The sequence below is a fragment of the Rhodococcus sp. IEGM 1351 genome (genome assembly GCF_030056875.1).
Classification (GTDB): Bacteria; Actinomycetota; Actinomycetes; order Mycobacteriales; family Mycobacteriaceae; genus Rhodococcus_F; species Rhodococcus_F opacus.
This window is the reverse complement of record NZ_JASHKU010000034.1, coordinates 19,478-43,361: the sequence shown is the minus strand read 5'-3', so window position 1 is coordinate 43,361 and position 23,884 is coordinate 19,478. Positions and strand designations below refer to the sequence as shown.

General features: G+C 68.6%; 19 protein-coding genes. 11 read left to right on the top strand and 8 right to left on the bottom strand.

Going from position 1 to position 23,884, the window contains the following annotated elements:
- Positions 1 to 188 precede the first annotated feature (188 nt).
- Together QM806_RS36310 and upp are read left to right on the top strand one after the other, a co-directional pair.
- Positions 189 to 1,316, top strand: a complete 1,128-nt coding sequence (locus QM806_RS36310) for an RNA-guided endonuclease TnpB family protein (RefSeq protein ID WP_502943951.1) — start codon at positions 189 to 191, stop codon at positions 1,314 to 1,316.
- Between the two features lie 207 nt (positions 1,317 to 1,523).
- Complete coding sequence (upp, locus tag QM806_RS36305) at positions 1,524 to 2,147, top strand: uracil phosphoribosyltransferase (protein ID WP_095867340.1); 624 nt, start codon at positions 1,524 to 1,526, stop codon at positions 2,145 to 2,147.
- Between the two features lie 8 nt (positions 2,148 to 2,155).
- Here the strand turns inward: upp and QM806_RS36300 are convergent, their stop codons facing one another.
- Positions 2,156 to 3,745, bottom strand: coding sequence for a phospho-sugar mutase (locus tag QM806_RS36300; protein WP_120659310.1), 1,590 nt, complete (start codon positions 3,743 to 3,745; stop codon positions 2,156 to 2,158).
- Complete coding sequence (locus QM806_RS36295; RefSeq protein WP_095867455.1) at positions 3,742 to 4,524, bottom strand: purine-nucleoside phosphorylase; 783 nt, start codon at positions 4,522 to 4,524, stop codon at positions 3,742 to 3,744. The genes QM806_RS36300 and QM806_RS36295 overlap by 4 nt, the downstream gene beginning before the upstream one ends.
- A gap of 20 nt (positions 4,525 to 4,544) precedes the next feature.
- On the opposite strand from QM806_RS36295, the gene QM806_RS36290 reads away from it, so the two are divergent.
- From QM806_RS36290 to QM806_RS36280, 3 genes are read left to right on the top strand one after another with little or no spacing between them, the layout of a single operon-like run.
- Complete coding sequence (locus QM806_RS36290; protein WP_120659309.1) at positions 4,545 to 5,243, top strand: enoyl-CoA hydratase-related protein; 699 nt, start codon at positions 4,545 to 4,547, stop codon at positions 5,241 to 5,243.
- A 12-nt stretch (positions 5,244 to 5,255) separates the two neighbouring features.
- Positions 5,256 to 6,416, top strand: a complete 1,161-nt coding sequence (locus QM806_RS36285) for a M20 family metallopeptidase (protein WP_120659308.1) — start codon at positions 5,256 to 5,258, stop codon at positions 6,414 to 6,416.
- Positions 6,413 to 7,564, top strand: a complete 1,152-nt coding sequence (locus QM806_RS36280) for a M20 family metallopeptidase (RefSeq protein ID WP_054247819.1) — start codon at positions 6,413 to 6,415, stop codon at positions 7,562 to 7,564. Before QM806_RS36285 ends, QM806_RS36280 begins: the two co-directional genes overlap by 4 nt.
- Before the next feature lie 19 nt (positions 7,565 to 7,583).
- Here the strand turns inward: QM806_RS36280 and QM806_RS36275 are convergent, their stop codons facing one another.
- Positions 7,584 to 8,045 carry a gamma-glutamylcyclotransferase family protein gene (locus QM806_RS36275; RefSeq protein WP_005256966.1) on the bottom strand — a complete coding sequence of 154 codons (462 nt, stop codon included), beginning with the start codon at positions 8,043 to 8,045 and terminating at the stop codon, positions 7,584 to 7,586.
- 116 nt (positions 8,046 to 8,161) lie between these two features.
- Between QM806_RS36275 and QM806_RS36270 the strand changes: the two genes are divergently transcribed.
- Entirely contained in the window at positions 8,162 to 9,565 is a 1,404-nt protein-coding gene (locus tag QM806_RS36270) for an NAD(P)H-quinone dehydrogenase (RefSeq protein WP_120659307.1), read from the top strand.
- A gap of 169 nt (positions 9,566 to 9,734) precedes the next feature.
- Positions 9,735 to 10,919 (top strand): aminotransferase-like domain-containing protein, encoded by a 1,185-nt coding sequence (locus tag QM806_RS36265; RefSeq protein ID WP_120659306.1) that lies wholly within the window; start codon positions 9,735 to 9,737, stop codon positions 10,917 to 10,919.
- Here the strand turns inward: QM806_RS36265 and glpK are convergent.
- Complete coding sequence (gene glpK, locus QM806_RS36260; protein WP_120659305.1) at positions 10,904 to 12,397, bottom strand: glycerol kinase GlpK; 1,494 nt, start codon at positions 12,395 to 12,397, stop codon at positions 10,904 to 10,906. The genes QM806_RS36265 and glpK overlap by 16 nt on opposite strands.
- 50 nt (positions 12,398 to 12,447) lie before the next feature.
- Between glpK and glpD the strand changes: the two genes are divergently transcribed.
- Positions 12,448 to 14,190, top strand: a complete 1,743-nt coding sequence (glpD, locus tag QM806_RS36255; protein WP_120659304.1) for a glycerol-3-phosphate dehydrogenase — start codon at positions 12,448 to 12,450, stop codon at positions 14,188 to 14,190.
- Here the strand turns inward: glpD and QM806_RS36250 are convergent.
- On the bottom strand, positions 14,168 to 14,704 hold the full coding sequence (locus QM806_RS36250) for a hypothetical protein (RefSeq protein WP_005256959.1): 537 nt from the start codon (positions 14,702 to 14,704) through the stop codon (positions 14,168 to 14,170). The two genes, glpD and QM806_RS36250, sit on opposite strands and share 23 nt — an antisense overlap.
- A gap of 184 nt (positions 14,705 to 14,888) precedes the next feature.
- Entirely contained in the window at positions 14,889 to 15,848 is a 960-nt protein-coding gene (locus tag QM806_RS36245; RefSeq protein ID WP_051055275.1) for an oxygenase MpaB family protein, read from the bottom strand.
- 53 nt (positions 15,849 to 15,901) lie between these two features.
- Between QM806_RS36245 and QM806_RS36240 the strand changes: the two genes are divergently transcribed.
- Together QM806_RS36240 and QM806_RS36235 are read left to right on the top strand one after the other, a co-directional pair.
- A complete protein-coding gene (locus QM806_RS36240; RefSeq protein WP_005573314.1) occupies positions 15,902 to 16,480 on the top strand; it encodes a TetR/AcrR family transcriptional regulator in 579 nt (192 codons plus the stop codon).
- Positions 16,481 to 16,487: 7 nt separating this feature from the next.
- Positions 16,488 to 17,219, top strand: a complete 732-nt coding sequence (locus QM806_RS36235) for a DUF1353 domain-containing protein (protein ID WP_037203752.1) — start codon at positions 16,488 to 16,490, stop codon at positions 17,217 to 17,219.
- Here the strand turns inward: QM806_RS36235 and QM806_RS36230 are convergent.
- Both QM806_RS36230 and QM806_RS36225 read right to left on the bottom strand, forming a co-directional pair.
- Positions 17,216 to 17,965 (bottom strand): DNA-formamidopyrimidine glycosylase family protein, encoded by a 750-nt coding sequence (locus tag QM806_RS36230; protein WP_005573312.1) that lies wholly within the window; start codon positions 17,963 to 17,965, stop codon positions 17,216 to 17,218. The genes QM806_RS36235 and QM806_RS36230 overlap by 4 nt on opposite strands.
- Position 17,966: 1 nt before the next feature.
- Positions 17,967 to 22,517, bottom strand: a complete 4,551-nt coding sequence (locus tag QM806_RS36225) for an ATP-dependent helicase (RefSeq protein ID WP_065490406.1) — start codon at positions 22,515 to 22,517, stop codon at positions 17,967 to 17,969.
- 137 nt (positions 22,518 to 22,654) lie between these two features.
- On the opposite strand from QM806_RS36225, the gene QM806_RS36220 reads away from it, so the two are divergent.
- Complete coding sequence (locus QM806_RS36220) at positions 22,655 to 23,884, top strand: DUF222 domain-containing protein (protein WP_248950095.1); 1,230 nt, start codon at positions 22,655 to 22,657, stop codon at positions 23,882 to 23,884.

Below are 23,884 nucleotides of genomic sequence, written 5' to 3'. Positions count from 1 at the left end.
GTGACCTGATCGGACTCGCTCGACTCGGCGATACTCGCGGTAGCCGCCCTCAAGTCGTTCATCGTCATCCCCAGTCGGATTTGATCCGTGAATCTTTCGGGGCAAACCAGGTCCTTCAGGTCCGGGTAGCCGATCCCCTGCCTCTGGAATTTTAGGATGTTAGTCTCTCAGTCATGGCGGGGAGGGTGGTGAAGCGGGCGTTCAAGTACCGCTTCTATCCGACCGCGGTGCAGGCGGAACAGCTTGCTCGGACGTTCGGATGCACCCGGTATGTCTACAACCGGGCGTTGGCCGAGCGCTCGCGTGCCTGGTCGCAGGAACGGCGGCGGGTCACCTACGCGGACACCTCGAAGATGCTCACCGGATGGAAACGGGACACCGAGACCGAGTGGTTGTCGGAGCCGTCGAAGGGGCCGTTGCAGGAGTCGCTGCGGCAGTTGCAGGGCGCGTTCGACAAGTTCTGGCGCAAACAGACCCGCTACCCGCAATTCAAGAAGAAGGGCCAGTCGAAGGATTCGGCGACCTACTACTCGAACTGCTTCACCTACCGCGGCGGGCAGATCCGGTTGGCCAAGCAGTCCGAACCCCTGGACATTCGATGGTCGAGGCCGCTACCGGAGGGGGCCGCGCCGTCGCAGGTGACGGTGTCGCGCAATGCTCGCGGTCAGTACCACATCTCGATCCTCGTCGAGGACATGATCACCGAGTTCGGGCCGACCGATCAGGTGGTCGGGCTCGACGCCGGGATCACCAGCCTCTACACGCTCTCGACGGGAGAGAAGATCACCAACCCGCGCCACGAACGCAGGGACCGCAAGCGGCTGGCGAAGGCGCAGCGGGTGCTTGCCAAGAAGAAGAAAGGATCCTGTAACCGGGCCAAGGCCCGACAAAAAGTCGCGAAGATACATGGCCGGATCACCGATCGGCGTCACGATTATCTGCACAAACTCTCCACTCGACTGGTGCGCGAAAATCAAGTGATCGCCATCGAGGATCTGAGTGTGCGGAACATGGTCAAGAATCGGTCGTTGTCTCTGGCGATCTCGGATGCGAGTTGGTCCGAGTTTCGGTCCATGGTCGAGTACAAGGCCGATTGGTATGGGCGGCGGGTGGTGGCGATCGACCGGTTCTTTCCGTCGTCGAAGACCTGCTCGGTGTGTGGGGGAATCGCCTCGGAGATGCCGCTGACCGTGCGGGAGTGGACGTGCCGATGTGGCGTCGTCCACGACAGGGATGTGAACGCGGCGAAGAACATTTTGGCCGTCGGACTGACGGTGGCAGCCTGCGGAGATGGTGTGAGACCGCCCCGCACGTAAGTGCGGGGAGGCAACTATCTGTGAAACAGGAACCTCGGGACGCGAGTCCCGAGGGGAATCTCGGTCGTTCACGGCCGAGAGGACGTCAAACCGGTCACCATATTGGACGGCGCCCGCCGCCGGTGAGACCCGATTCGGTTCCGCCCCCGATTCGCCGAGAATTGCTCTCCTGCGAAATCTCGCCCCGCGCCCCCTTATTCTTCGAGAATGAACACGCACGTCGTCGACCACCCGCTCGCAGCGGTCCTCCTGACAACGATGCGCGATGCGCGCAGCGACAATGCCACATTTCGCGCCGCCTTGCGAAGGCTGACACACATGTTGGTGTACGAGGCGATGCGCGAGGCTCCGGTCGAGACATTCGACGTGGTCACGCCCATCGCCACGACCGACGGGGTGCGGCTCACCCATCCGCCGTTACTCGTTCCCGTCCTGCGCGCCGGACTGGGCATGGTCGAGCAGGCCAGCAGCCTGATCCCGCAGGCGCGAGTCGGTTTCGTCGGCATGGCCCGGGACGAGGAGACGCATCTGCCGGTGCCGTACCTCGAGTCGCTCCCCGCGGACCTGTCCGGCATCCCGGTGTACGTCCTCGACCCGATGCTCGCGACCGGCGGTTCGATGGTGCACACGATCGAGTTGCTCGTCGCCCGCGGCGCCACGGACGTCACCGCCGTGTGCGTCGTGGCGGCGCCCGAAGGTGTTGCCGCCCTCTCGGCGTCGGGTCATCCCGTGCGACTCGTCACCGCTGCGGTTGACGAGGGGCTCAACGAGGACGCGTTCATCGTGCCCGGCCTCGGCGACGCCGGGGACCGTCAGTTCGGGCCGCGCTGACTCCTCGGCTACAGGGCTTCGGCGAACTCGCGCAACAGGTTCAACCGGGTCGCGGCCCTCTCGCGGGCTGTGGGTAGCGCCGATCGATCGGGCACCGGGACGACCGCCTCCAGGTAGCACTTGAGCTTGGGTTCGGTTCCCGAGGGACGCACGACCATCCGGACGGTGGACCCCGCGAGAACGACCGCGTCGGTGCGGGACTGCCCCCGCAGTTCCGCCAGATCCGTGGCCTCGACGGGTTCGCCGGCCAGTTCGGCAGGCAGATCCGACCGCAGGCGTCGCATCATCGCGGTAATGTCCGCGAGGTCGGTGACACGTCGCGACACCTGGTCTCCGGCGTGCAACCCGAATTCGAGCGCGTAGTCGTCCAGCCTGTCGAGGAGTGTCGACCCCTCTGCCCGCAGCGTCGCGGCGAGGTCGGCGGCCACCACCGCGGCGGAGATGCCGTCCTTGTCGCGCACCGACTCCGGGTCGACGCAGTGACCGATCGCTTCCTCGTACGCGTACACGAGACCCTCGCCGGCCCGCACGAGCCACTTGAAACCGGTGAGGGTGCGGGCGAAGCGGGCGCCGCGGGCCTCGGCGAGCTTTCCGAGGAGGGCGGACGAGACGATCGTCGTCGCGACGAGCGAATCGGCCGGGGCGGACGCGAGGACGTGCTCGCCGAGCAGGATGCCCGTCTCGTCGCCGCGGAGCATCCGCCAGCCGTCCGGTCCGCGCACGCCGACCGCGCACCGGTCGGCGTCCGGGTCGAGGGCCAGCGCGATGTCGGCGCCGACCTCCGCGGCGAGAGCGAGGACGGCGTCCGAGGCCCCCGGCTCCTCGGGATTGGGGAACTCGACGGTCGGGAAGCCCGGGTCCGGGTGGAACTGCGCGGCGACGGTGTGGACGTCGGTGAATCCGGCGGATTTCAGTGCGGTGACCGCGGTCTCGCCGCCGACGCCGTGCATGGCGGTGAGCGCGATGCGCAGTGTCCGCGACCGTCCCGTCGGCAGGGACGCGACCCGGTCGACGTAGAGGTCGAGGAGTTCCTCGGACGCCGGTGTCACCGGGGTGCGCGGCACGAGGTTCGCCGGCCCGACCCGGGTGATCGATGCTTCGATCTCCCGGTCGGACGGCGAGATCAACTGGGCGCCGCGGTCGAGGTAGACCTTGTATCCGTTGTCGGCGGCGGGGTTGTGGGAGGCGGTGATCTGCACGCCGGCCGCGGCGCGGAGGCGGCGGACCGCGAACGCGACGATCGGCGTGGGGAGCGGGCGGGGGAGGAGGACGACCGAGAATCCCGCGGCCGCCAGTACTTCCGCCGCGGCGACCGCGAACTTCTCGGATCCGTGCCGCGCGTCGCGCCCGACGACGACGGTGGAGCCGCCCAGGCACCGGTCTTTCAGCCACGCGCTCAGCCCGGCCGTCGTGCGGATCACGACGGCGAGGTTCATGCCGTTCGGGCCTGCCCGCACCGGCCCGCGCAGACCCGCGGTCCCGAAACTCAGCGGAGCGGCGAATCGGTCGGCGAGCTCGTCTGCGGAGAGATTCGCGAGTTCCGCCCGGGTTTCGGGGTCGGGATCGGCGTCGATCCAGTCCGCGATCGCATCGTTCATAAGCGTTCCACCAATTCTCGCAGGAGACCGCCCATGCGGTCGGCGGACGCCCGGCCCGCGGCGAGGACCTCCTCGTGGTTCAGGTGCTCGCCGGTGATGCCGGCCGCGAGATTCGTCACCATCGAGATCCCGAGGACACGGGCGCCGAGCGCCCGCGCCGCGATCGTCTCGTGGACGGTGGACATGCCGACGAGGTCCGCACCGATCGTCCGCAGCATGCGGATCTCGGCGGGGGTCTCGTAGTGCGGGCCCGGCAGCCCGGCGTAGACGCCTTCGGTCAGCGACCCGTCGATGTCGCGGGCGAGGGTCCGCAGTTCGGGGTCGTACGCGTCGACGAGGTCCACGAACTCCGCGCCCACGAGAGGTGATCGGGCCGTGAGGTTGAGGTGATCGCTGATCAGCACGGGTTGTCCGACGGTGAAGTCCTCGCGGATTCCGCCGGCCGCGTTCGTCAGGATGACGGTCGTCGCTCCGGCGGCAATGGCCGTCCGCACCGGGTGGACGACGGACGACAGGGGATGGCCCTCGTAGGCGTGGGTGCGGCCGAGCAGAACGAGGATCCGCTTGCCGCCCACCTCGACGGAGCGGATCGTTCCGGCGTGACCCGCGGCGGACGGCGGTGTGAACCCCGGTAGATCGGCCATCGGGACGGTGCAGAGTGATTCGCCGAACCGGTCGGCGGCGGCATTCCACCCCGATCCGAGGACGACGGCGATCGAGTGTTCGGCGCAGTTCGTGTGCGCGGCGAGCGCGGCGGCCGCGGCGTCTGGCGTTCCCATGAGGCGATAGTCTTCCACTCATGCCCTATCTCGATCGCGACGGCGACGTATTCATCCTGAACCTCGGCAACGAGGGCGAGACGGACAACGAGAACCGCTTCCATCCGGACTGGATCGACGCCACCCACGCCGCGCTGGACGAGGTGGAAGCCCATGAGGGTCCCGCCGCGCTGGTCACGACCGCGACGGGCAAGTTCTTCACGAACGGTCTGGACACCACGTGGATCTTCGCCAACACGGACAAGCTCCCGGAATACCTCGACCGGGTGCACACGATCTACAGCCGCCTCCTCGCGTTCCCGATGGCCACCGTCGCCGCCGTGCAGGGGCACAGTTTCGGTGCCGGCGCGATGCTCGCCACGTCGCACGACTTCCGGGTCATGCGCGCCGACCGCGGGTTCTACTGCCTCCCCGAGGTGTCGCTGAACATGCCCTTCACCGTGGGGATGTCGGCGCTCCTGAACACCCGTCTGCCCAAGCAGACTGCGGTGGAGGCGATGACGACGGGCCGCCGCTACGGCGGTTCGGACGCGCTCGGCGCGGGCATCGTCGACGAGATCGCGGACGGGGACGGCGTCCTCGCGGCCGCGGTGACACGGGCCGCCGCACTGACCGCCACCCGCGGCGCCAACCTCGCCGGGATCAAGCGCGGAATCCATCACGACGCCCTCGCCGCGCTCGCCACGGTGACGGACAAGAGCAACTTCAGCTTCGGGTGAGAGAATGAGCACGTGAATGCGGATGTCGAGGCGGCGGTCAGGTCAATCGAGACCGATCTGATCGCGCTGTCCCATTCGATCCACAGCGAACCGGAACTGGCGTTCGAGGAGTTCCGGAGCGTCGCGAAGATCACCGAACTGCTCACACGCAGCGGGTTCGACGTGCAGTCGGGCATCGCGGACCTGCCCACGGCGTTCGACGCCACGTTCGGCAGCGGCGACCTCGTCATCGGAATCTGTGCCGAGTACGATGCGCTCCCGGAGATCGGTCACGCGTGCGGGCACAACATCATCGCGGCGTCCGCGGTCGGTGCCGGCGTCGCGCTCGCCACGGTCGCCGGCCGGCTCGGGATCACGGTGCGGGTCATCGGGACGCCCGCCGAGGAGAGCGGCGGCGGAAAGATCGCCATGCTCGAGAAAGGCGTCTTCGACGATGTCGCGGCCGCGCTGATGGTGCATCCGGGTCCGATCGACATCACGGGAGCGACGTCCCTCGCGCTGGCCGACATCGCGGTCACGTTCACCGGCCGCGAAGCGCACGCGTCGGCCGCACCGGAGTTTGGGCGCAACGCCGCCGACGCCGCGACCGTCGCCCAGGTCGGGATCGGCCTGCTGCGCCAACACCTCTCGCCGGGGCAGCAGATCCATGGGATCGTCTCCGACGGCGGCACCGCGCCCAACATCGTTCCCGCACGCTCCGAAATGCTCTACTACCTGCGCGCCGAGACGGCGTGGGCGCTGTCCGAGCTGACGACACGCGCGGAGGCGTGTTTCGCGGCCGGCGCACTCGCCACCGGGTGCACGCACGAGATCCGGACGGTGTCGCCCACGTACACGGAACTGACGCCGGACCCGTGGCTGGTCGCGACGTACCGGGAGCAGATCATCGACATGGGACGGACACCGTTGCCGCTCGAGTGGGAGGGCGTCCGTCCGCTGGGCAGCACCGACATGGGCAACGTCACCAACGTCCTGCCCGGAATTCATCCCGTCATCGGCCTCGATTCGGGCGGCGCGGTGACGCATCAGCCTCGGTTCGCGGCGGCGTGCATCACCGAGTCCGCCGACCGCGCTGTGATCGACGGAGCGATTGCGCTGGCTCGCACGGCAGTTCGCGCGGCGACGGACGACACACAGCGGGTGCGGTTGTTGGAAGGAGTTGATCGCCGGTGAACGCGGCAGTCGACAAATGGATTCTCGCTCACACCGACGAACTCTCCCAGTGGCGTCGACACATCCACGCCAATCCCGAACTCGCGCGACACGAGTACGCGACGACGGAATTCGTGGCGACCCGGCTGGCTGCGGCCGGTCTGTCGCCCGAACTGCTGCCCGGCGGGACGGGCCTCACGTGTGATCTCGGACCGTCGGACGGTCCCCGCATCGCGTTGCGCGCCGACATCGACGCGCTTCCGCTCCAGGAACTCACCGGCGCCACGTACTCGTCGACGGTGCCGGGCGTGTCGCACGCGTGCGGACACGACGCCCACACCACGATCCTGCTGGGAACCGGTCTGGCGCTCAGCGAGATCCCCGACCTCCCGGTGGGTGTCCGGCTGATCTTCCAGCCCGCCGAGGAGGTCATGCCCGGCGGTGCGCTCGACGTCGTCGCTGCCGGACGGCTCGAAGGGGTGTCGCGAATCTTCGCCCTCCATTGCGATCCGCGGCTCGCGGCCGGGCGGGTCGGGGTGCGGCTCGGCGCGATCACGTCCGCGGCCGACACCATCGAGGTCGTGCTCGACTCACCGGGCGGCCACACGTCGCGTCCGCACCTGACCACCGACCTCGTGTTCGCGCTGGGCACCGTCGTGACCGGGTTGCCGGGCATGCTCAGCAGGCGGATCGACCCCCGCACCGGCACCGTGATGGTGTGGGGTGCCGTGAGCGCCGGCCGGGCGCCCAACGCTATTCCGCAGACCGGCATGATGACCGGCACCGTGCGGACCGGCGATCACGAGACGTGGGAGATGCTCGAGCCGCTGGTCCGGGAGATCGTCCACGGTCTGCTCGCGCCCACCGGGGTGCGGTACCAGCTCAACTACCGCCGCGGCGTCCCGCCCGTCGTTAACGACGAGGTGTCGACGCGCATGTTCGAGGACGCCATCCGCACGGTCGGCCCGGACGCCCTCGCCGACACGCCGCAGTCCGGCGGCGGCGAGGACTTCTCCTGGTATCTCGAAGAGGTTCCCGGCGCGATGGCCCGGCTCGGCGTCTGGTCGGGTGTCGGCGAGCAACTCGACATCCACCAGCCCACGTTCGATCTGGACGAGCGGGCGCTGGGCGTGGGGGTCCGGGTGCTGTCGAGCCTCGTGCTGGGCTGAGGCGCGGCGTCAGGCGGTTCTATTCGGTGCCCGGTCCGACGTTGCGGCTGTTGCGGGTGCGCAGGTCGCGCACATAGTCGGAGGGGGCCCCGGCGATCTCTGCGGCGTCGGCCATCACCCCGAGGTAGCGAGCGGACGGCAGGCCGCCCTCGTACGCGTCGAGCACGTACAACCAGGCGAGAACGGGTTCGCCATCGGTGTCCACGCGGACGCGGATCTTGCGGTGGATGCCGAGTTCGGAGCCCTCCCATCGGTCGAGGCTGACCTCGTCCTCCTCGGGGACGTCGTAGAGCACGACGAACACCTTGGAATCGGGGTCTTCGACCACGGTGGCGAGTGCGCCCTCCCAGCCGATGTCCCCGCCACTGAACGTCAGTCGCCAGCCGTGCAGCCAGCCCGTCCCCGCCATCGGCGAGTGTGGGCAGCGCTGCAACATCTGCTCGGGATGCATGTTGGACCCGTAGGCGGCATAGATCGACACGGCGGCAAGCCTAAACGGTGGCTAGTAATCTGTTGCATGCAGTGCACGACACGACGCGCTGCGATCGCAGGAAGAGCCGGCCGGAGACCCCGGTCGACAGTTGAATTGGAGGACAGATGACCCGAATCGTGATCATTGGTGGCGGGCCTGCCGGATACGAGGCAGCGCTGGTGGCCGCACAGCACGGCGCCTCCGTCTCCTTGATCGATTCGGACGGGGTGGGCGGCGCCTGCGTTCTGTTCGACTGTGTGCCGTCCAAGACGTTCATTGCCTCCACCGGCGTGCGCACCGACATGCGGCGCGCCACCGACCTGGGCATTGCGCTCGATCCCGAGCAGGCCACGGTCGCGCTGCCGCAGATCCACGCCCGCGTGAAGAGCCTCGCGCAGGCGCAGTCTTCCGACATCCGCACCCGCCTGCAGACGGTGGGTGTCGAACTGCTGTCGGGCACCGCCGAGATCGCCGACCCGCGACTGGGCATGGCGTCCCACCAGGTGTGTGCCACCCTCGGGAACGGCGAGAAGAAGACACTCGATGCGGACGTCGTCCTGATCGCCACGGGCGCGAGCCCCCGGGTGATCCCCGGGGCGGAGCCGGACGGCGAGCGCATCCTGACGTGGCGCGACCTCTACGACCTCGAGGAGCTGCCCACGCACCTCGTCGTCGTCGGTTCCGGTGTGACCGGTGCCGAGTTCGTGTCCGCCTACACCGAGATGGGCGTCAAGGTCACGCTGGTGTCCAGTCGCGACCGCGTCCTGCCCGGTGAGGACGCCGACGCCGCCCTCGTGCTCGAGGACGTCCTCGCCGAGCGTGGCGTCACCCTGGTCAAGCACGCCAGGGCCGATGCCGTGAAGCGCACCGAGGACGGCATCGTCGTCGTGCTCGCCGACGGCCGGACGGTCGAGGGCAGCCACGCCCTGATGACCGTCGGTTCGGTTCCCAACACCCAGGGTCTCGGACTGGAGAAGGTCGGCATCGAGCTCGACAAGGGCGGATACCTGCGCGTGGACCGTGTGTCGCGGACGCCGGTGTCCGGGATCTACGCGGCGGGCGACTGCACCGGTCTGCTGCCGCTCGCGTCCGTCGCCGCCATGCAGGGCCGCATCGCGATGTACCACGCGCTCGGTGAGGGCGTCAGCCCCATCAAGCTGAAGACCGTGGCCTCGGCCGTGTTCACCCGCCCCGAGATCGCCACCGTGGGCGTCAGCCAGGCCGCGATCGATGACGGCGAGGTGCCGGCCCGCACCGTCATGCTCCCGCTCAACACCAACCCGCGCGCCAAGATGTCCGGACTGCGCCGGGGCTTCGTGAAAATTTTCTGCCGTCCGGCCACCGGTGTGGTCATCGGCGGCGTCGTGGTGGCCCCCAACGGCTCGGAACTGATCCTGCCGATCGCGATCGCCGTGCAGAACAACCTCACCGTCAACGATCTTGCCGCGACGTTCTCGGTGTACCCGTCGCTGACGGGTTCGATCACCGAGGCGGCACGCCAGCTGATGCGGCACGACGACCTGGACTGATCCCGAAGTGTGGGATATGCATTTCACATAGTGGCTCCTCCGGTGAGATAGTCGGGGCACGGTTCGAAATCACCGACCCGTGCCTCGGCGCTCTCCCGCCCCGCAGACCCAGGACGGACAGGGTGTTCCTCACCTGATCCCTGCTTTGACGTGCCTCCTGGGAGTCGACATGCCGCAATCACTTGCCCGCCGCATGGATGGTCTGCACAGCTCCGCCATCCGTGACCTTCTCACCCTCACCGCCCGGCCCGACGTGGTCAGCCTCGCAGGCGGGCTGCCCGACCCCGAATTCATTCCGCGCGAACGGATCCGGAAGGAAGCCGAACTCGCGCTCGCGGACCCGGCCTCCGTCCAGTACGGCGAGACCACCGGGCTGCGCCGGCTCCGCGACGTGCTCGCCGCCCGGGAGGGCGCGAAGATCGGCCGGCCGCTCGGCGCCGCCGACGTCGTCGTCACCCACGGCTCGCAGCAGGCGCTGAGCCTTCTCGCCCAGGTGCTGCTCGATCCCGGCGACGTCGTGATCGTCGAGGAACCCGCCTACACCGGAGCGCTACAGGTGTTCCGGGCCGCGGAGGCCGACGTCCGGTCCGTCGCACTCGACGCCGACGGGATGGACACCGCCGCCCTGCAGGGCATGCTCGAGGACGGACTGCGGCCGACCGTGGTCCACACGGTGAGCAACTTCCACAACCCTCGCGGCGTCGTCCTGGCGCCCGGCCGCCGGGAACACCTGGCCTCACTGGCGGACCGTTACGGCTTCTGGGTGATCGAGGACGACCCGTACGGTGAACTCTTCTTCGACGGGCCACCGCCCGCACCCGTCGCCGCGTTGTCGGACCGGGTGATCCGGCTGTCCAGTGCGTCGAAGATCCTGGCGCCTGCGCTGCGGGTCGGGTGGCTGCACGGCGACCGGCGGGTGTGTGAGGCCGTCGAGCTGCTCAAGCAGGGCGCGGACCTCTGCGGTTCGTCGCTGACGCACCAGATCGCCGCCGGACTGCTGTCGGATGAGCCGTGGCTGGGCCTGCATCTGGAGATGCTGCGCGCCCGCTACGGGTCCCGGGCCCGGGCGCTCGCGGACGGCGTCACCTCGACGTTCGGCGACCGCGCCCGCGTGTCGTCGACGGCGGGCGGGATGTTCTGCTGGACCGAGCTCACGGACGCGGACATCGACACGGCGGCACTGCTGCAGACCGCCGTGGACCACGGTGTCGCTTTCGTCCCCGGATCGGCTTTCTGCGTCGCCTCGGAGCACCGGAGCGCTCTGCGGCTGTGCTTCGCGACCTGTTCGGAGGACGTGCTGACGGGTGCTGCGGCGAGACTCGGCGACGCGTACGCCGATCACGCCCAGTCGTAGGTCCGTTCGACCGCCTTGTTCCACTCGGCGTAGAGCCGGGTGGACTCGGCCTCGTCCATCGCGGGTTCCCACGTCTTGTCGACGGCCCAGTTCGCGCGGATGTCGTCCTCACTCTCCCAGAAGCCGACGGCCAGCCCGGCGGCGTACGCGGCGCCCAGAGCCGTCGTCTCGTTGACGACGGGACGGATGACGGGCACGGCGAGAATGTCCGACTGGAACTGCATGAGGGTCTCGTTGACGACCATGCCGCCGTCCACCTTGAGGGAGGCGAGTTCGACGCCCGAATCGGCGCGCATCGCCTCGATCACCTCGCGGGTCTGATATGCGGTGGCCTCCAGGGCGGCCCTGGCGAGATGGCCCTTGTTCACGAACCGGGTGAGGCCGACGATGGCCCCGCGGGCGTCGGGCCGCCAGCGCGGTGCGAACAGTCCGGAGAACGCGGGCACGAAGTAGGCGCCGCCGTTGTCGTCGACCGACTTGGCCAGATCCTCGATGTCCTTGGCGGACTCGATGATTCCCAGATTGTCGCGCAGCCACTGCACCAGTGAGCCGGTGACGGCCACCGACCCCTCGAGGGCGTAGACGGCCGGCGCGTCACCGATCTTGTAGCAGACAGTGGTGAGGAGTCCGTGCTTGCTGTGCACGGGTGTGGTCCCCGTGTTGAGCAGCAGGAAGTTCCCCGTTCCGTACGTGTTCTTCGCTTCGCCCTCCGACAGGCAGGCCTGCCCGAACGTGGCGGCCTGCTGGTCGCCGAGGATTCCGGCCACCGGCACGCCGGGCAGCGTCCCGTGCGGGCGTCCGACGCCGTAGACCTCCGACGAACTGCGGATCTCGGGCAGCATCGACATCGGGATGCCGAAATCGGCACAGATCTCCGGATCCCAGTCGAGGGTCTCGAGATTCATCAACAAGGTGCGGGAGGCGTTGGTGACATCCGTCACGTGCGTGCCCTCGGTGATGTGCCACAGAATCCAGCTGTCGATGGTGCCGAAGCAGAGCTCGCCCGCGTCCGCCTTCTCCCGTGCGCCGTCGACGTTGTCGAGAATCCACCGGACCTTCGGCCCCGAGAAATACGTGGACAGCGGCAGGCCGGTGCACTTCCGGTACCGGCCCGGGCCCTCGTCGCCGCCGAGTTGCGTGCACAGTTCGTCGGTGCGCGTGTCCTGCCAGACGATGGCGTTGTACACGGGTTCTCCGGTGTCCCGGTCCCACACGACCGTCGTCTCCCGCTGATTGGTGATGCCGATCGCGGCGATGTCGCGTTTGGTGAGATCGGCCTTCGCGAGCGCGGACGCCACCACTTCACGGGTGTTGATCCACAGCTGGGTCGGATCGTGCTCCACCCAGCCTGCGCGCGGAAAGAACTGCTCGTGTTCCTTCTGGGCGACGCTGACCACGGCGCCGTCGTGATCGAAGATCATGCAGCGGCTGGAGGTGGTGCCCTGGTCTATCGCGGCGATGTACTGAATCACACGCATGAAGCTACTAGCCTGGCAGAGAATCCGTCGTCATCTCACAGGAGCCCGAGTTGAGTAGTCAGCCAGGTGTGCAGTTCCTCGGTCCCCGGCAGCGTGATGCCGCATGGGACAAGCTGCAGACCGAACAGTTCGACGTCGTCGTGATCGGCGGTGGTGTGGTGGGAGCCGGTGCGGCCCTCGATGCGGCCACCCGCGGGCTGAAGGTGGCGCTGGTCGAGGCACGCGATTACGCGTCCGGGACGTCGAGTCGCTCGTCGAAGATGTTCCACGGCGGTCTGCGCTATCTCGAGCAACTCGAGTTCGGACTGGTCCGGGAGGCACTCCGGGAGCGTGAGCTGTCGCTGACCACCCTCGCGCCGCACCTGGTGAAGCCGCTCAAGTTCCTGTTCCCGATCACCCACCGCGTGTGGGAGCGCCCCTACATGGCGGCGGGCATCTTCCTCTACGACCGGATGGGCGGCGCCAAATCGGTTCCGGCGCAGAAACATCTGACGCGCGCGGGTGCGCTGCGGATGGCGCCGGGGCTCAAGCGCAACTCGCTGACCGGCGGCATCCAGTACTACGACACCGTCGTCGACGACGCCCGTCACACCATGACCGTCGCCCGCACCGCCGCTCACTACGGGGCGGTCGTGCGCACGTCCACGCAGGTGGTCGGATTCCTCCGGGAGGCGGACCGGGTCTCCGGAGTGCGCGTCCGGGACTGCGAGGACGGCCGCACCGCGGACGTGAAGGCGCACGTCGTCATCAACGCCACGGGGGTGTGGACCGACGAGATCCAGGCGCTGTCGCGGCAACGCGGCCGGTTCCGCGTCCGCGCGTCCAAGGGCGTCCACATCGTGGTGCCGCGCGATCGGATCGTCAGCGACGCCGCGATCATCCTCCGCACCGAGAAGTCGGTGCTGTTCGTGATCCCGTGGGGCAGCCACTGGATCATCGGCACCACCGACACGGACTGGAATCTCGATCTGGCGCACCCGGCGGCCACGAAGGCCGACATCGACTATATCCTCGGTCACGTCAACAAGGTGCTGGTGACGTCGCTGACCCCCGACGACATCGACGGCGTCTACGCGGGCCTGCGTCCGCTGCTCGCGGGGGAGAGCGACGAGACGTCGAAACTCTCGCGGGAACACGCCGTCGCGCGGGTGGCGCCGGGCCTGGTCGCCATCGCGGGCGGCAAGTACACCACCTACCGGGTGATGGCAGAGGACGCCGTGGATCTCGCCGCCGACGACATTCCCGCGCGGATGGCGCCGTCCATCACGGAGAAGGTGCCGCTCGTCGGCGCGGACGGTTATTTCGCGCTGGTCAATCAGACCGTTCACCTCGGCCAGATGTACGGCCTTCACCCGTACCGCGTGAAGCATCTGCTGGACCGGTACGGTTCGCTGATCGACGAGGTGCTCGATCAGGCGAGCGGGAAACCGGAACTACTCCAGCCCATCACGGACGCACCGGCCTACCTGCAGGTCGAGGTCGTGTATGCGGCGGCGGCCGAGGGCGCCCTCCATCTCGACGACATCCTCGCCCGGCGCACGCGCATCGCCATCGAGTACTCGCATCGGGGTGTGAACTGCGCCGAGCAGGTGGCGCAACTGGTGGCCCCCGTCCTCGGCTGGGACGCCGACGCCGTCGACCGTGAGGTGAAGACGTATCAGGCGCGGGTGGAGGCGGAGGTGCAGTCGCAGGCCCAGCCGGACGACCTGTCGGCCGACGCGTTGCGGGCGGCGGCGCCCGAGTCGCGGGTGGAACTGCTCGAACCACCGGTCAGTGTGTCAGAAATACCTTGATGACCACGATGATCGTCGCGATCACGGCGAGGCCGAACGCGGCGAGGTGCGTGCCGTTCGTGACCCTTTCGCGGCGGAGACGGCTGATCACGTAACTGATCGACCCGATACGGGCGATCATCACGATCTCGGCGGTCAATTGCGCGGTTCTCGGTTCCAGCCAGCCCAGCAGGGCCGTGCCGAGGATCACGGCAGGCACCACCGCGGACGTCAGGACGGGGACACTGTCCCGTAGTTCCCGTAGGCGTTCGGTGCTGGACAGTGATCTGCCCAGCCGGAGCGTCTGGCCTACCGACTCGGCGAACACGTGGGCGAGAAACGTGGACAGCGCGGCACCGACGACGATGGCGATGCCCAGGGTCTCCTGGGATTTGGTGACCGGGATGAGCGCGGCGAGCACCAGGATGTTGCCGTAGATGTAGGCGCTGATGCGGCTCGCCGCATGGTCGGGCGACAGCGGCTCGTCGCTGATCAGCGGCGGGCGGTTCAAGAGCCTCGGAAGGTCCCAGTCCATCCTTCGAGCATTCCACGATCTCGTCGGTCAGCGGGTGTGGACGAGCGATTTCGGGGCGTGGGCGGTGACGACTCCCGACAGAGCCATGACGACGAGGGCTGCGACAGCGATGTATTCCATGTGACCGAGCATCGTCCCGGAACCCGTGAGCGGTGTGGGCGTTGTCTGTGAGCTCCCTGGGAACTCAGACCTTCGGGCTGTAGTGCTGGGGGTCGTCGCGCCGGCCGAGCGGTGGAAGATTGCGTCGGGGTGTGTGGACGAGCGGAGCGTGCGCGGGGGCGCGTCCGGTCTCGCGGTCCCAGCCTGCGCGGGCGCGCGGGTGGTAGCGGTAGCGCCAGGGCACGAGCCGGAAGACGGCGCCCACGGCGCGGCCGGCGAGGGTGTGCAGGCGCTCGTCGCGTGTGGTCCAGCGGTAGCCGAGGAGGTCGCGGACCGGTTGGTCGTACATGCCGACCGTCAGCCACACGAAGCCCTTCGCCACCGGGATACGGAGGATCGCCCAGATCGGGTCGGGTAGCCACGACAGGAACGGGGGAACGCCGAGACCGGACAGGTCGAGGACGTCGCGGGTGGCCTTGTTGTCCTCGAGGACGTTGCGGCACATGTGATCCCAGTACTCCTGGAACGCCTCCCAGGTTTCCGGGACGGGGCGCATGCTCATTCCGTACAGGCGGTACCACTGGATGTGCTCGGTGAACAGCCGGCTCTTCTGGTCTTCGGTGAGGCCACCCATGAAGTGGTCGCCCGTGAGGATGGTGCCCATGAAGAACGTGGCGTGCGCCCAGTAGAACGTGTCGGGGTCGAGGGCGTGGTACCTGCGGCCGTGTTTGTCGATTCCCTTGATGTTGTCGTGATACCCCCGCACCTGCTCGGCGGTCTGCTGAGCACGGTCGCCGTCGAAGACGACGCCGCCGATCGGGTACAGCGACCGGTAGAGCCGCTCCCATCGCTCGTCGAAGAAGCGGGAATGTTCCTCGACGCCCGCGCCGAGTCCGGGATGCATGTTCTGCATCGACCCGGCCCAGACGCCCTGCAGCATTCCGCGCCAGTCGCCGAAATACTTCCAGGTCAACGAGTCGGGGCCGAGGGGGACTGGGGCGGAGGCCGGGACGGGCGTACCGTCCGGGTTCAAGTGACTACGCACGTTGTCAGACTAGGATCTGACAACACACGTAGTCAAGGATCGGAGCGAGAAAAGTGACGCTGGAGGACCGGCGGGAAGCACGGCGGAATTCGCTACTCCGCGCGGGCGTCGCGCTGCTCGGAGCCCCGGACGGGCCCGCGGTGAGCGTGCGCGCGGTCTGCCGCGCCGCGTCGCTGACCGAACGGTACTTCTACGAGTCGTTCCAGGACCGGGACGAATTCGTGCGCTCGGTCTACACCGCAGTGGGTGACGAGGCGCAGGCCGCTCTCGTGGAGGCGGTCGCGTCCACCGAGACCGCGCGGGAGCGCGCCGAGGCCGCCGTGGACGCGTTCGTGAAACTCATGGTCGACGATCCCGCCATGGGCCGCGTGCTGCTGCTCGCACCGCTGTCGGAACCCGCGCTGAGCAGGCGGGGCATCGACCTGATGCCCGGCTTCGTCGCACTCGTGCACGACCAGCTGTCCGCCGTCGACGACGAGGTGGAGAAACAGCTCGTCGCGGTCGGTGTGGTGGGCGCGCTCACGACGCTGTTCATCGGATATCTCGACGGAACTGTTGCCGCGTCGCGCGAGCAATTCGTCGCTCATTGCGTCACTCTGGTGGTGGAGGCAAACAAGGCCGGCCACGAGTGAGGTGCGCATGCCGTTCCAGGTATCCGTGGACGATCCGACTCGCCCGCAACCCGAGCTTCGGGTACTCGACCGCAAGTTCTTCCAACTCGTCGGCGAGTTCGTCTACGTCCACGGCGACACGGTGGTGACGGTTCCCGGTTGCGCCCCGATGCCGTGCCTTCTCCGCACGGATCTGGCATCGATCCCCGCGCCGCTGCAAGGCCTGCTCACCCCGTACGGCCGGCAGCTGCTTCCGGCGATCATGCACGACGACCTCTGCAAACGTGCGAGCGCGCAGGGACCGGCGGGAAACACGCTGCGACGGCACGCGGACGAACTGTTCCGGCTCGCCCTGCTCGACGAGGGCGTCGGACCGTTCCGCAGCCGCATCTTCTGGGTCGGCGTCGAGGTCGGCCGGTTCTGGACGTTCACCGACGTCGCCCGGTTCCTGCTCATCGCGCACCAGGTGCTCGGGATGCTGTGCTGGGTAGTGGGCGTGCCGTGGGCGTTGGCGACCGCGCACTTCGGCCTGGCCGCGCTCTTTCTTGTGCTTCCGGTCGTGCTGTCGCTGTTGTGGCGCAGAGACTTTCCCGTCGCCCTGCTCGGGTGCCTTCTCCTGCCCGTAATCGCGCCGACGTATCTGCTGACGATCGCCACGGCCGCGGTGCTGTGGGTGCCGGACGGTGCCGCGTGGTTGTTCGGCCGCAGACGGACTCGCAGACCGCCGCCGCTCGGGCCGCCGACCACCGTCCTTCGCTAATCCACCATCGGCGGCTGGCAGTACGTGCAGAAGAAGATCTGCTGCTGACCGAGGTCGTGGCCTTCGATCACCGTCCCGCAACGGCGGCAACGCTTTCCGGCACGCCCGTACACCCACGGCCGATGTCGGACGGAGTTGTTCTTGTCGATGTGAATCATGCGATGCGCGAGCGTGACCAGCGCGGGCAGGTCGGCCACGCCGCTGGACGGAGTGTAGGGATGGACGCCGCGGAGGAAGCAGACCTCGTTGCGGTACACGTTGCCGAGACCGGCCAGGTTGCGCTGGTCGACCAGGGCGAGACCGATGGGCTGGTCACCGGCCGCCCGCAGGTTGCGGATCGCCGTGTCGGCGTCCCAGTCCGGTCCCAGCAGATCCGGGCCGAGGTGGCCGACCGCGGAATCCTCGTCGTCACGCCCCAGGATCTCGGTGATGCCGAGCGAGAATCCGACCGCCACCCTGTCATCGGTGGCGAGCACGATCCGGGCCTGGTGCGTGGGACGGCGCCACTTCGTGTCGTGCGCGTAGACGTGCCACGCGCCTTCCATCTTCAGATGCGTGTGGATCGAGTAGTCGCCGACCCGGATGAGAAGGTGCTTCCCGCGGCTGACCACCTCGTCGACGAGTTGGCCGGACAGGTCGACGGTGGCGTACCGGGGGACCCGCACGTCGCAGCGGGTCAGCACCTTGCCCGCGAGGGCGTCGCGAAGCGAGTTGGCGGTGCGCCAGACGGTGTCGCCTTCGGGCATCTCAGGCTCGCAACCGGAATCCGCGAGGGGTGGGCGAGAAACCGGCCTCGGTCAGGATCGGCGCGAAGTCGCTGCCGTGGATGGTGTCGCCGTCGACCTTCTCGACGACGATCTTGTCGATCCCGCCGCGCTTGACCACACCGGCGAGCGTGACCGCCGCGGTGCGGAGAACGCCGGGGTCGTCGGTGAAGGTGAGGATGGTGCGCCCGCCGCGTTCGACGAACAGGATCAGTTCACCCTCCACGAGCACCACCAGACCGCCGGCCTTGCGTCCCGGCCGGTGCGCGGGCGCGTCGTCGCCGCGCTTCGGCCAGGGGAGAGCCGCACCGTATGGGTTGGCGGGATCGCTGGCGGCGAGAGTCACAGCGGGCAGGGTGGTGTGCCTGCCCTCGAGCGAGTCGCCGTAGCTCCGGAGTCGGTCCACCACGGGCGGGGTGGAGAACTGTGCACCGCCGAGCGACTCGACGAAATGTCCTCGCCGGCAGCGGCCGTTGTCCTCGAACGTGCCCAGCACCTTGTACATCAGCGCGAATCCGCCGGGAACGTTCTCGGTCATCACGGACCCGCGCGTCACCACCCCGTACCGCTCCAGGAGCAGTTCGGCCGTGGCGCTGGCACGCAGCGTGGCATCGGATTCGGCGGCGGGGAGGATCGACCACCTTCCCCCGACCGTGGGCGGTGCGGTGCGCACCGGGACCGTCAGGCTGCGGTACGCGCGGGCGCGTGGGGGTCGTCGCGGCGACCGGTGGCTCGTGGTGGTCCTGGACGTGTCCGACAGCAGGGCACGCACCGGGGCGAGCGTGTCGTTGCCGATGTGGCCCAGCCACACCAGATCCCACAATGCGGTGGCCAGCGCGGTGTCGTCGGACATCTCGAGGGTGTCCGCGAGTTGCCGGAAGAAGTACGCGCCGCCGCCGGACAGCGTGTCGAGCACCCGGCGCTGGACATCGGACAGATCCGATTCCGCGGGCGTGGTCAGCGTGAGCGGTGCGGTGTCGGCGGGGTGGAGGCACACCCACCCGTCCTTGCCGGAGATGCTGCCCGCGCCCGACCACAGGACCTCGCCGGTGGAGGTGAGTTCGTCGAGCATGGCGGGGGAGTAGTCGGCCACCCGGGACGGCAGGATCAGTGACTCGAGTGCCGAGGCGGGCACCGGGACGCCGGCAAGCTGTTCCACCACGGTCGCGACGCCGTCGATGCCGCGCAGCGTGCCCCCCACGTGCTGCCAGCCCGGGAGGAAGCGGCCGAGCGTCGCGGTGCTGACCGGTTCTACCTCCTGCCGCGCCGCGGCCAGCGAGCGCCTGCGGAGTCGGCGGAGAACCTCGGCGTCGCACCATTCGCTTCCCGTCGCGCCGGGGCGGAACTCGCCCTCGACCACCCGCTTGCCCTGCGCGAGTCGCTGCAGCACGTCACGGGCCACCGCGGAACCGAGCCCGAAACGGGCGGCGGCGTCGGTGATCGTGAACGGACCGTGGGTGCGGGCGTACCGGCTGATCAGGTCGGCCAGCGGATCGTCGACGGGTTCGATGAACGCGGCGGGAACACCGATGGGTAGCGGCACCCCGAGCCCGTCGCGCAGGCGGGCAGCGTCCTCGATGGCCGTCCACCATTCGTGACCGGCGAAGGAGACGGCGAGCGCCCGCTTCGCGCGGACGAGTTCGTCGAGCCAGGGGGTGGGATCGCTGGTCGACCGTGCGGCGACCTCGTCGGAGGTGAGCGGACCCAGGAGGCGCAGCAGGTCGGCGACGCCTTCGAGATCTTTCGCCTTGCGGTCGGGAAGCAGGCGCTGGAGTTCGAGTTCGGCGTGGGCGATGACGTCGGCGTCGAGCAGTTCGCGCAGTTCCACCCTGCCGAGCAGTTCCGCGAGCAGCGTCGAGTCCAGGGACAGCGCCGCCGCCCGGCGTTCGGCGAGCGGGCTGTCGCCCTCGTACATGAACTCGCCGACGTAGTTGAACAGCAGGGCGCCGGCGAACGGCGACGGCGACTGCGTCTCCACCTCGACGATGCGGATCTGGCGACGCGCGAGCCTGCGGAGCAGGTCCTTCAGCGCCGGTAGGTCGTACACGTCCTGCAGGCACTCGCGGACGGTCTCGAGCAGGATCGGGAACGTCGGATACCGGCGGGCCACGTCGAGCAGCTGGGCGGACCGCTGCCGCTGCTGCCAGAGCGGTGCGCGCTTTCCGGGGTTGCGGCGCGGCAGCAGCAGCGCCCGGGCCGCGCACTCACGGAACCGGGACGCGAACAGTGCCGAACCGCCGACCTGTTCGGTGACGATGTCCTCGATCTCGTCGGTGTCGAAGACGAACAGGTCGGCGCCGGGCGGGGTGTCCTCGGTGTCGGGAAGACGCACGATGATGCCGTCGTCGGAGGCCGTCGCGTTCGAGTCGAGGCCGTACCGCTCGCTCAGCCGCGCACTCACGGCCAGCGCCCACGGAGCGTGAACACGCTGGCCGTACGGCGAATGCAGGATCAGTCGCCAGTCGCCGAGCTCGTCACGGAATCGTTCGACCACCAGGGTGCGGTCGGTGGGGACCTGCCCGGTGGCGGTCTTCTGCTCGGCGACGAGCTGAACGAGATTGTTCGTGGCGTTCTCGTCGAGCCCGCCGGTGCGGCAGCGTTCCTGCACCTCGATCTCGTGCCCGAGAGAGATCTCCCGAAGGAACTGCCCCAGCGCCTCGCCCAGTTCCGCCGGCCGGCCCAGGCCGTCACCGTGCCAGAACGGCAGCCTCCCCGGCTGCCCGTAGGCGGGGCTGACCAGCACCCGGTCGAACGTGATCTCCTCGATCCGCCAGCTGGTGGCCCCGAGCGCGAAGACGTCGCCGACCCGCGATTCGTACACCATCTCCTCGTCGAGTTCGCCGACGCGGGACGCCTTCTCACCGACCATGTAGACCGTGAACAGACCGCGGTCGGGGATGGCGCCACCCGAGGTGACCGCCAGCCGCTGCGCGCCGGGGCGTCCGGTGAGCGTATTGGCCTCGCGGTCCCAGACGAGGCGGGGCCTGAGCTCGGCGAACTCGTCGGACGGGTAGAGGCCGGCGAGAAGGTCGAGGGTGGACTCGTACGCCGAGCGGGGCAGCGTTGCGAAGGAACCGCTACGCCGGACCGTCTCGAACCAGTCGTCCACGTCGAGCGGCTCGAGCGCGGTGGCCGCCACCGTGTGCTGGGCGAGGATGTCGAGCGGGTTGGCGGGGACGGCGAGCGCCTCGATCTTCCCGGTGACCATGCGCTCGACGGTGACCGCGCAGTGCACGAGATCGGTGCGGTGCTTCGGGAACACGACACCCCGCGAGATCTCCCCGACCTGGTGTCCGGCGCGGCCGACTCGCTGCAGACCGTTCGCCACCGACGGTGGTGCCTCGACCTGGATCACCAGATCGACCGCGCCCATGTCGATTCCGAGTTCGAGGCTGCTCGTCGCGACCACGCACCGCAGTCGCCCCGACTTCAGGTCGTCCTCGATCAGGGCCCGCTGGTCCTTGCTGACCGACCCGTGGTGGGCGCGGGCGAGGAGGGGGTCCGCGCCGAAATTGACCTCGGATGGCGTGCCGATCTGCGAGGCCGGTTTCGGGTTCTTGTCGACGGCGGTCCCGGCGCGTTCGGCGTAGATCTCGTTGAGCCGAGCCGTCAGGCGCTCGGCGAGGCGCCGCGAGTTGGCGAACACGATGGACGACCGGTGCGCCAGGACGAGGTCGACGATCTGTTCCTCGACGTGCGGCCAGATCGACCCCGCCTGCGGGGTCGCCGACGCCGAACCCTCGGCGGGTTCGGCGAGGCCGAGTTCGGTCATGTCCTCGACCGGCACCTGCACGGTGAGGTCGAACGTCTTCGGCGACGGCGGCGCGACGATCCGGATGGGGGCCGAACCGGACAGGAACCGGCCCACTTCCTCGTGCGGGCGCACCGTCGCCGACAGCCCGATGCGCTGCGCCGGGGTGGCGAGAAGCTGGTCGAGACGTTCGAGCGACAGGGCCAGGTGGGCGCCGCGCTTGGTGCCTGCCACCGCGTGCACCTCGTCGACGATGACGGTGTCGACCTGGGTCAGCGTCTCACGCGCGGCGGACGTGAGCATGAGGAACAGCGACTCGGGGGTGGTGATGAGGATGTCGGGCGGATTCTTGATCAGGGCGCGCCGGTCACCTGCCGGTGTGTCGCCGGAGCGGACGCCCACCGAGATCTCCGGCGGGGAGAGCCCGAGCCGCTTGGCTGTCTGCGTGATCCCGACGAGCGGGGCGCGCAGGTTGCGTTCGACGTCGACACCCAGGGCCTTGAGCGGGGAGATGTAGAGGACCCTGGTCTTGCGGTCCGTTCCGTCGGTGGCGGCGAGTTGGTCGAGGGACCACAGGAACGCGGACAGCGTCTTGCCCGAACCGGTCGGGGCCACGACGAGCGTGTGCGCGCGGCTGGCGATCGACTCCCACGCACCGAGCTGCGCGGCCGTCGGCGCCGGGAAGGCGCCGTCGAACCACTCGCGGGTGGCAGCGGAAAACCTGCCCAGGACGTCGCTCACCGTTCCATAGTGCACCGGGGGTGTGACAGGCAGCGGGAACATACCGTGCGGTCTCTGGAATCCAGTTCGGTCTGGGATGTTCATCCCCGAGGTGGCACGGGCGATTGCGTCGGGACTCGCGTCGTTTCTGCTGTCGGTCGGCGCTGGAATGCCGACGACGGTCACCTCGATGCTCAGTGGTGAGATTCCGCGGAGGCACTGTCCGGCGCGCGGCGCGCGGCCGTACTCGCCGACAAGGCCAGCTCGAGAAGTCCCTCCGCCGCGCCGGTGCAGTCTCGCTGCGGCTGATCGTCGAGAGTGTCGAACGCTCGTTACCCGCGGCGCTCGGTTGCAACTCACCGAACAAGCTCCTGGTCGAGGTGCTGCGCGTGTCGGCAGCAGACGCGTCGGCACGGGTGGCGGCCGCCCGCGACCTCGGTCTGTTTCATACAGCTTCGGGCGAGCAGATGGAGGCAGCGCTGCCGGAAACCGCCTCCGCGCAACGGGATGGCGACATCGGTGCCGACCATGCACGCGTAATCCGGAAGATCATGCGAAAGATCCCGCATGCGGTCACCAACGCCGACGTCGCATTGGCGGAGTCGATCCTGGCGCAGTGTGCGAGAGAAGGTACACCCGAAGATGTCGAGAGTGCCGGCCACCGCCTCCTCGCTCATCTCGATCCCGACGGAAACCTGGGTGACGATCGTGATCGCTCCCGGCGGCGTGGTGTTTCGCTGGGCCGTCAGGATTCCGAACTGATGTCGAAGATCTGCGGTGAACTCGACCCCACAGCGCGCGCTCTGCTCGACCCGATCCTCGCGAAATGGGCTCGCCCCGGCATGAACAACCCGGACGAGCCGGAGTCACCGTCTGGCGACGCCGACAATCCGTCGATCGACCGTGAAGCACTGGTGGCGGCGGCAGCGCGTGACACTCGCACTGCTGCGCAGAGAAACCACGACGCCCTCAGCGCGATATTCCGGGTCATGCTGGAATCCGAGATCCTTGGCCGGCATCGGGGTCTGCCCGTCACGGTGATCATCACCATGACTCTCGACCAACTCGAGAATGCGGCAGGCGGCGTGACCACCACGGCCACCGGCGGACTCCTTCCCCTCGGTGACGCGATGAAGCTCGCCGAACGCGCCCACCCGGTGCTCGTCGTGTTCGACCACGACGGCCGGCCCCTGCATCTGGGACGGCGCCGACGAGTGGCGAGCGCGGACCAACGCCTCGCTCTCATCGCCGCCGAAGGCGGATGCACACGACCTGGTTGCGCGGCCCCGGCCAGCATGTGCGCGGTGCACCCCCTGCAGGAGTGGCGCAACGGCGGATACACCGACAGCGCACCGAATGGATTCCACCACCGGACATCGACCCGGACAGAAACCCGCGAATCAATCACCGACATCACGCCGGTGAGCTGA

Coding starts and splice junctions, on each gene's coding strand:
- upp (WP_095867340.1), top strand. CDS start 1,524: ATGAACACGCACGTCGTCGACCACCCGCTCGCAGCGGTCCTCCTGACA.
- QM806_RS36300 (WP_120659310.1), bottom strand. CDS start 3,745: ATGAACGATGCGATCGCGGACTGGATCGACGCCGATCCCGACCCCGAA.
- QM806_RS36295 (WP_095867455.1), bottom strand. CDS start 4,524: ATGGGAACGCCAGACGCCGCGGCCGCCGCGCTCGCCGCGCACACGAAC.
- QM806_RS36290 (WP_120659309.1), top strand. CDS start 4,545: ATGCCCTATCTCGATCGCGACGGCGACGTATTCATCCTGAACCTCGGC.
- QM806_RS36270 (WP_120659307.1), top strand. CDS start 8,162: ATGACCCGAATCGTGATCATTGGTGGCGGGCCTGCCGGATACGAGGCA.
- QM806_RS36265 (WP_120659306.1), top strand. CDS start 9,735: ATGCCGCAATCACTTGCCCGCCGCATGGATGGTCTGCACAGCTCCGCC.
- glpK (WP_120659305.1), bottom strand. CDS start 12,397: ATGCGTGTGATTCAGTACATCGCCGCGATAGACCAGGGCACCACCTCC.
- QM806_RS36250 (WP_005256959.1), bottom strand. CDS start 14,704: ATGGACTGGGACCTTCCGAGGCTCTTGAACCGCCCGCCGCTGATCAGC.
- QM806_RS36235 (WP_037203752.1), top strand. CDS start 16,488: ATGCCGTTCCAGGTATCCGTGGACGATCCGACTCGCCCGCAACCCGAG.
- QM806_RS36230 (WP_005573312.1), bottom strand. CDS start 17,965: ATGCCCGAAGGCGACACCGTCTGGCGCACCGCCAACTCGCTTCGCGAC.
- QM806_RS36225 (WP_065490406.1), bottom strand. CDS start 22,517: ATGTTCCCGCTGCCTGTCACACCCCCGGTGCACTATGGAACGGTGAGC.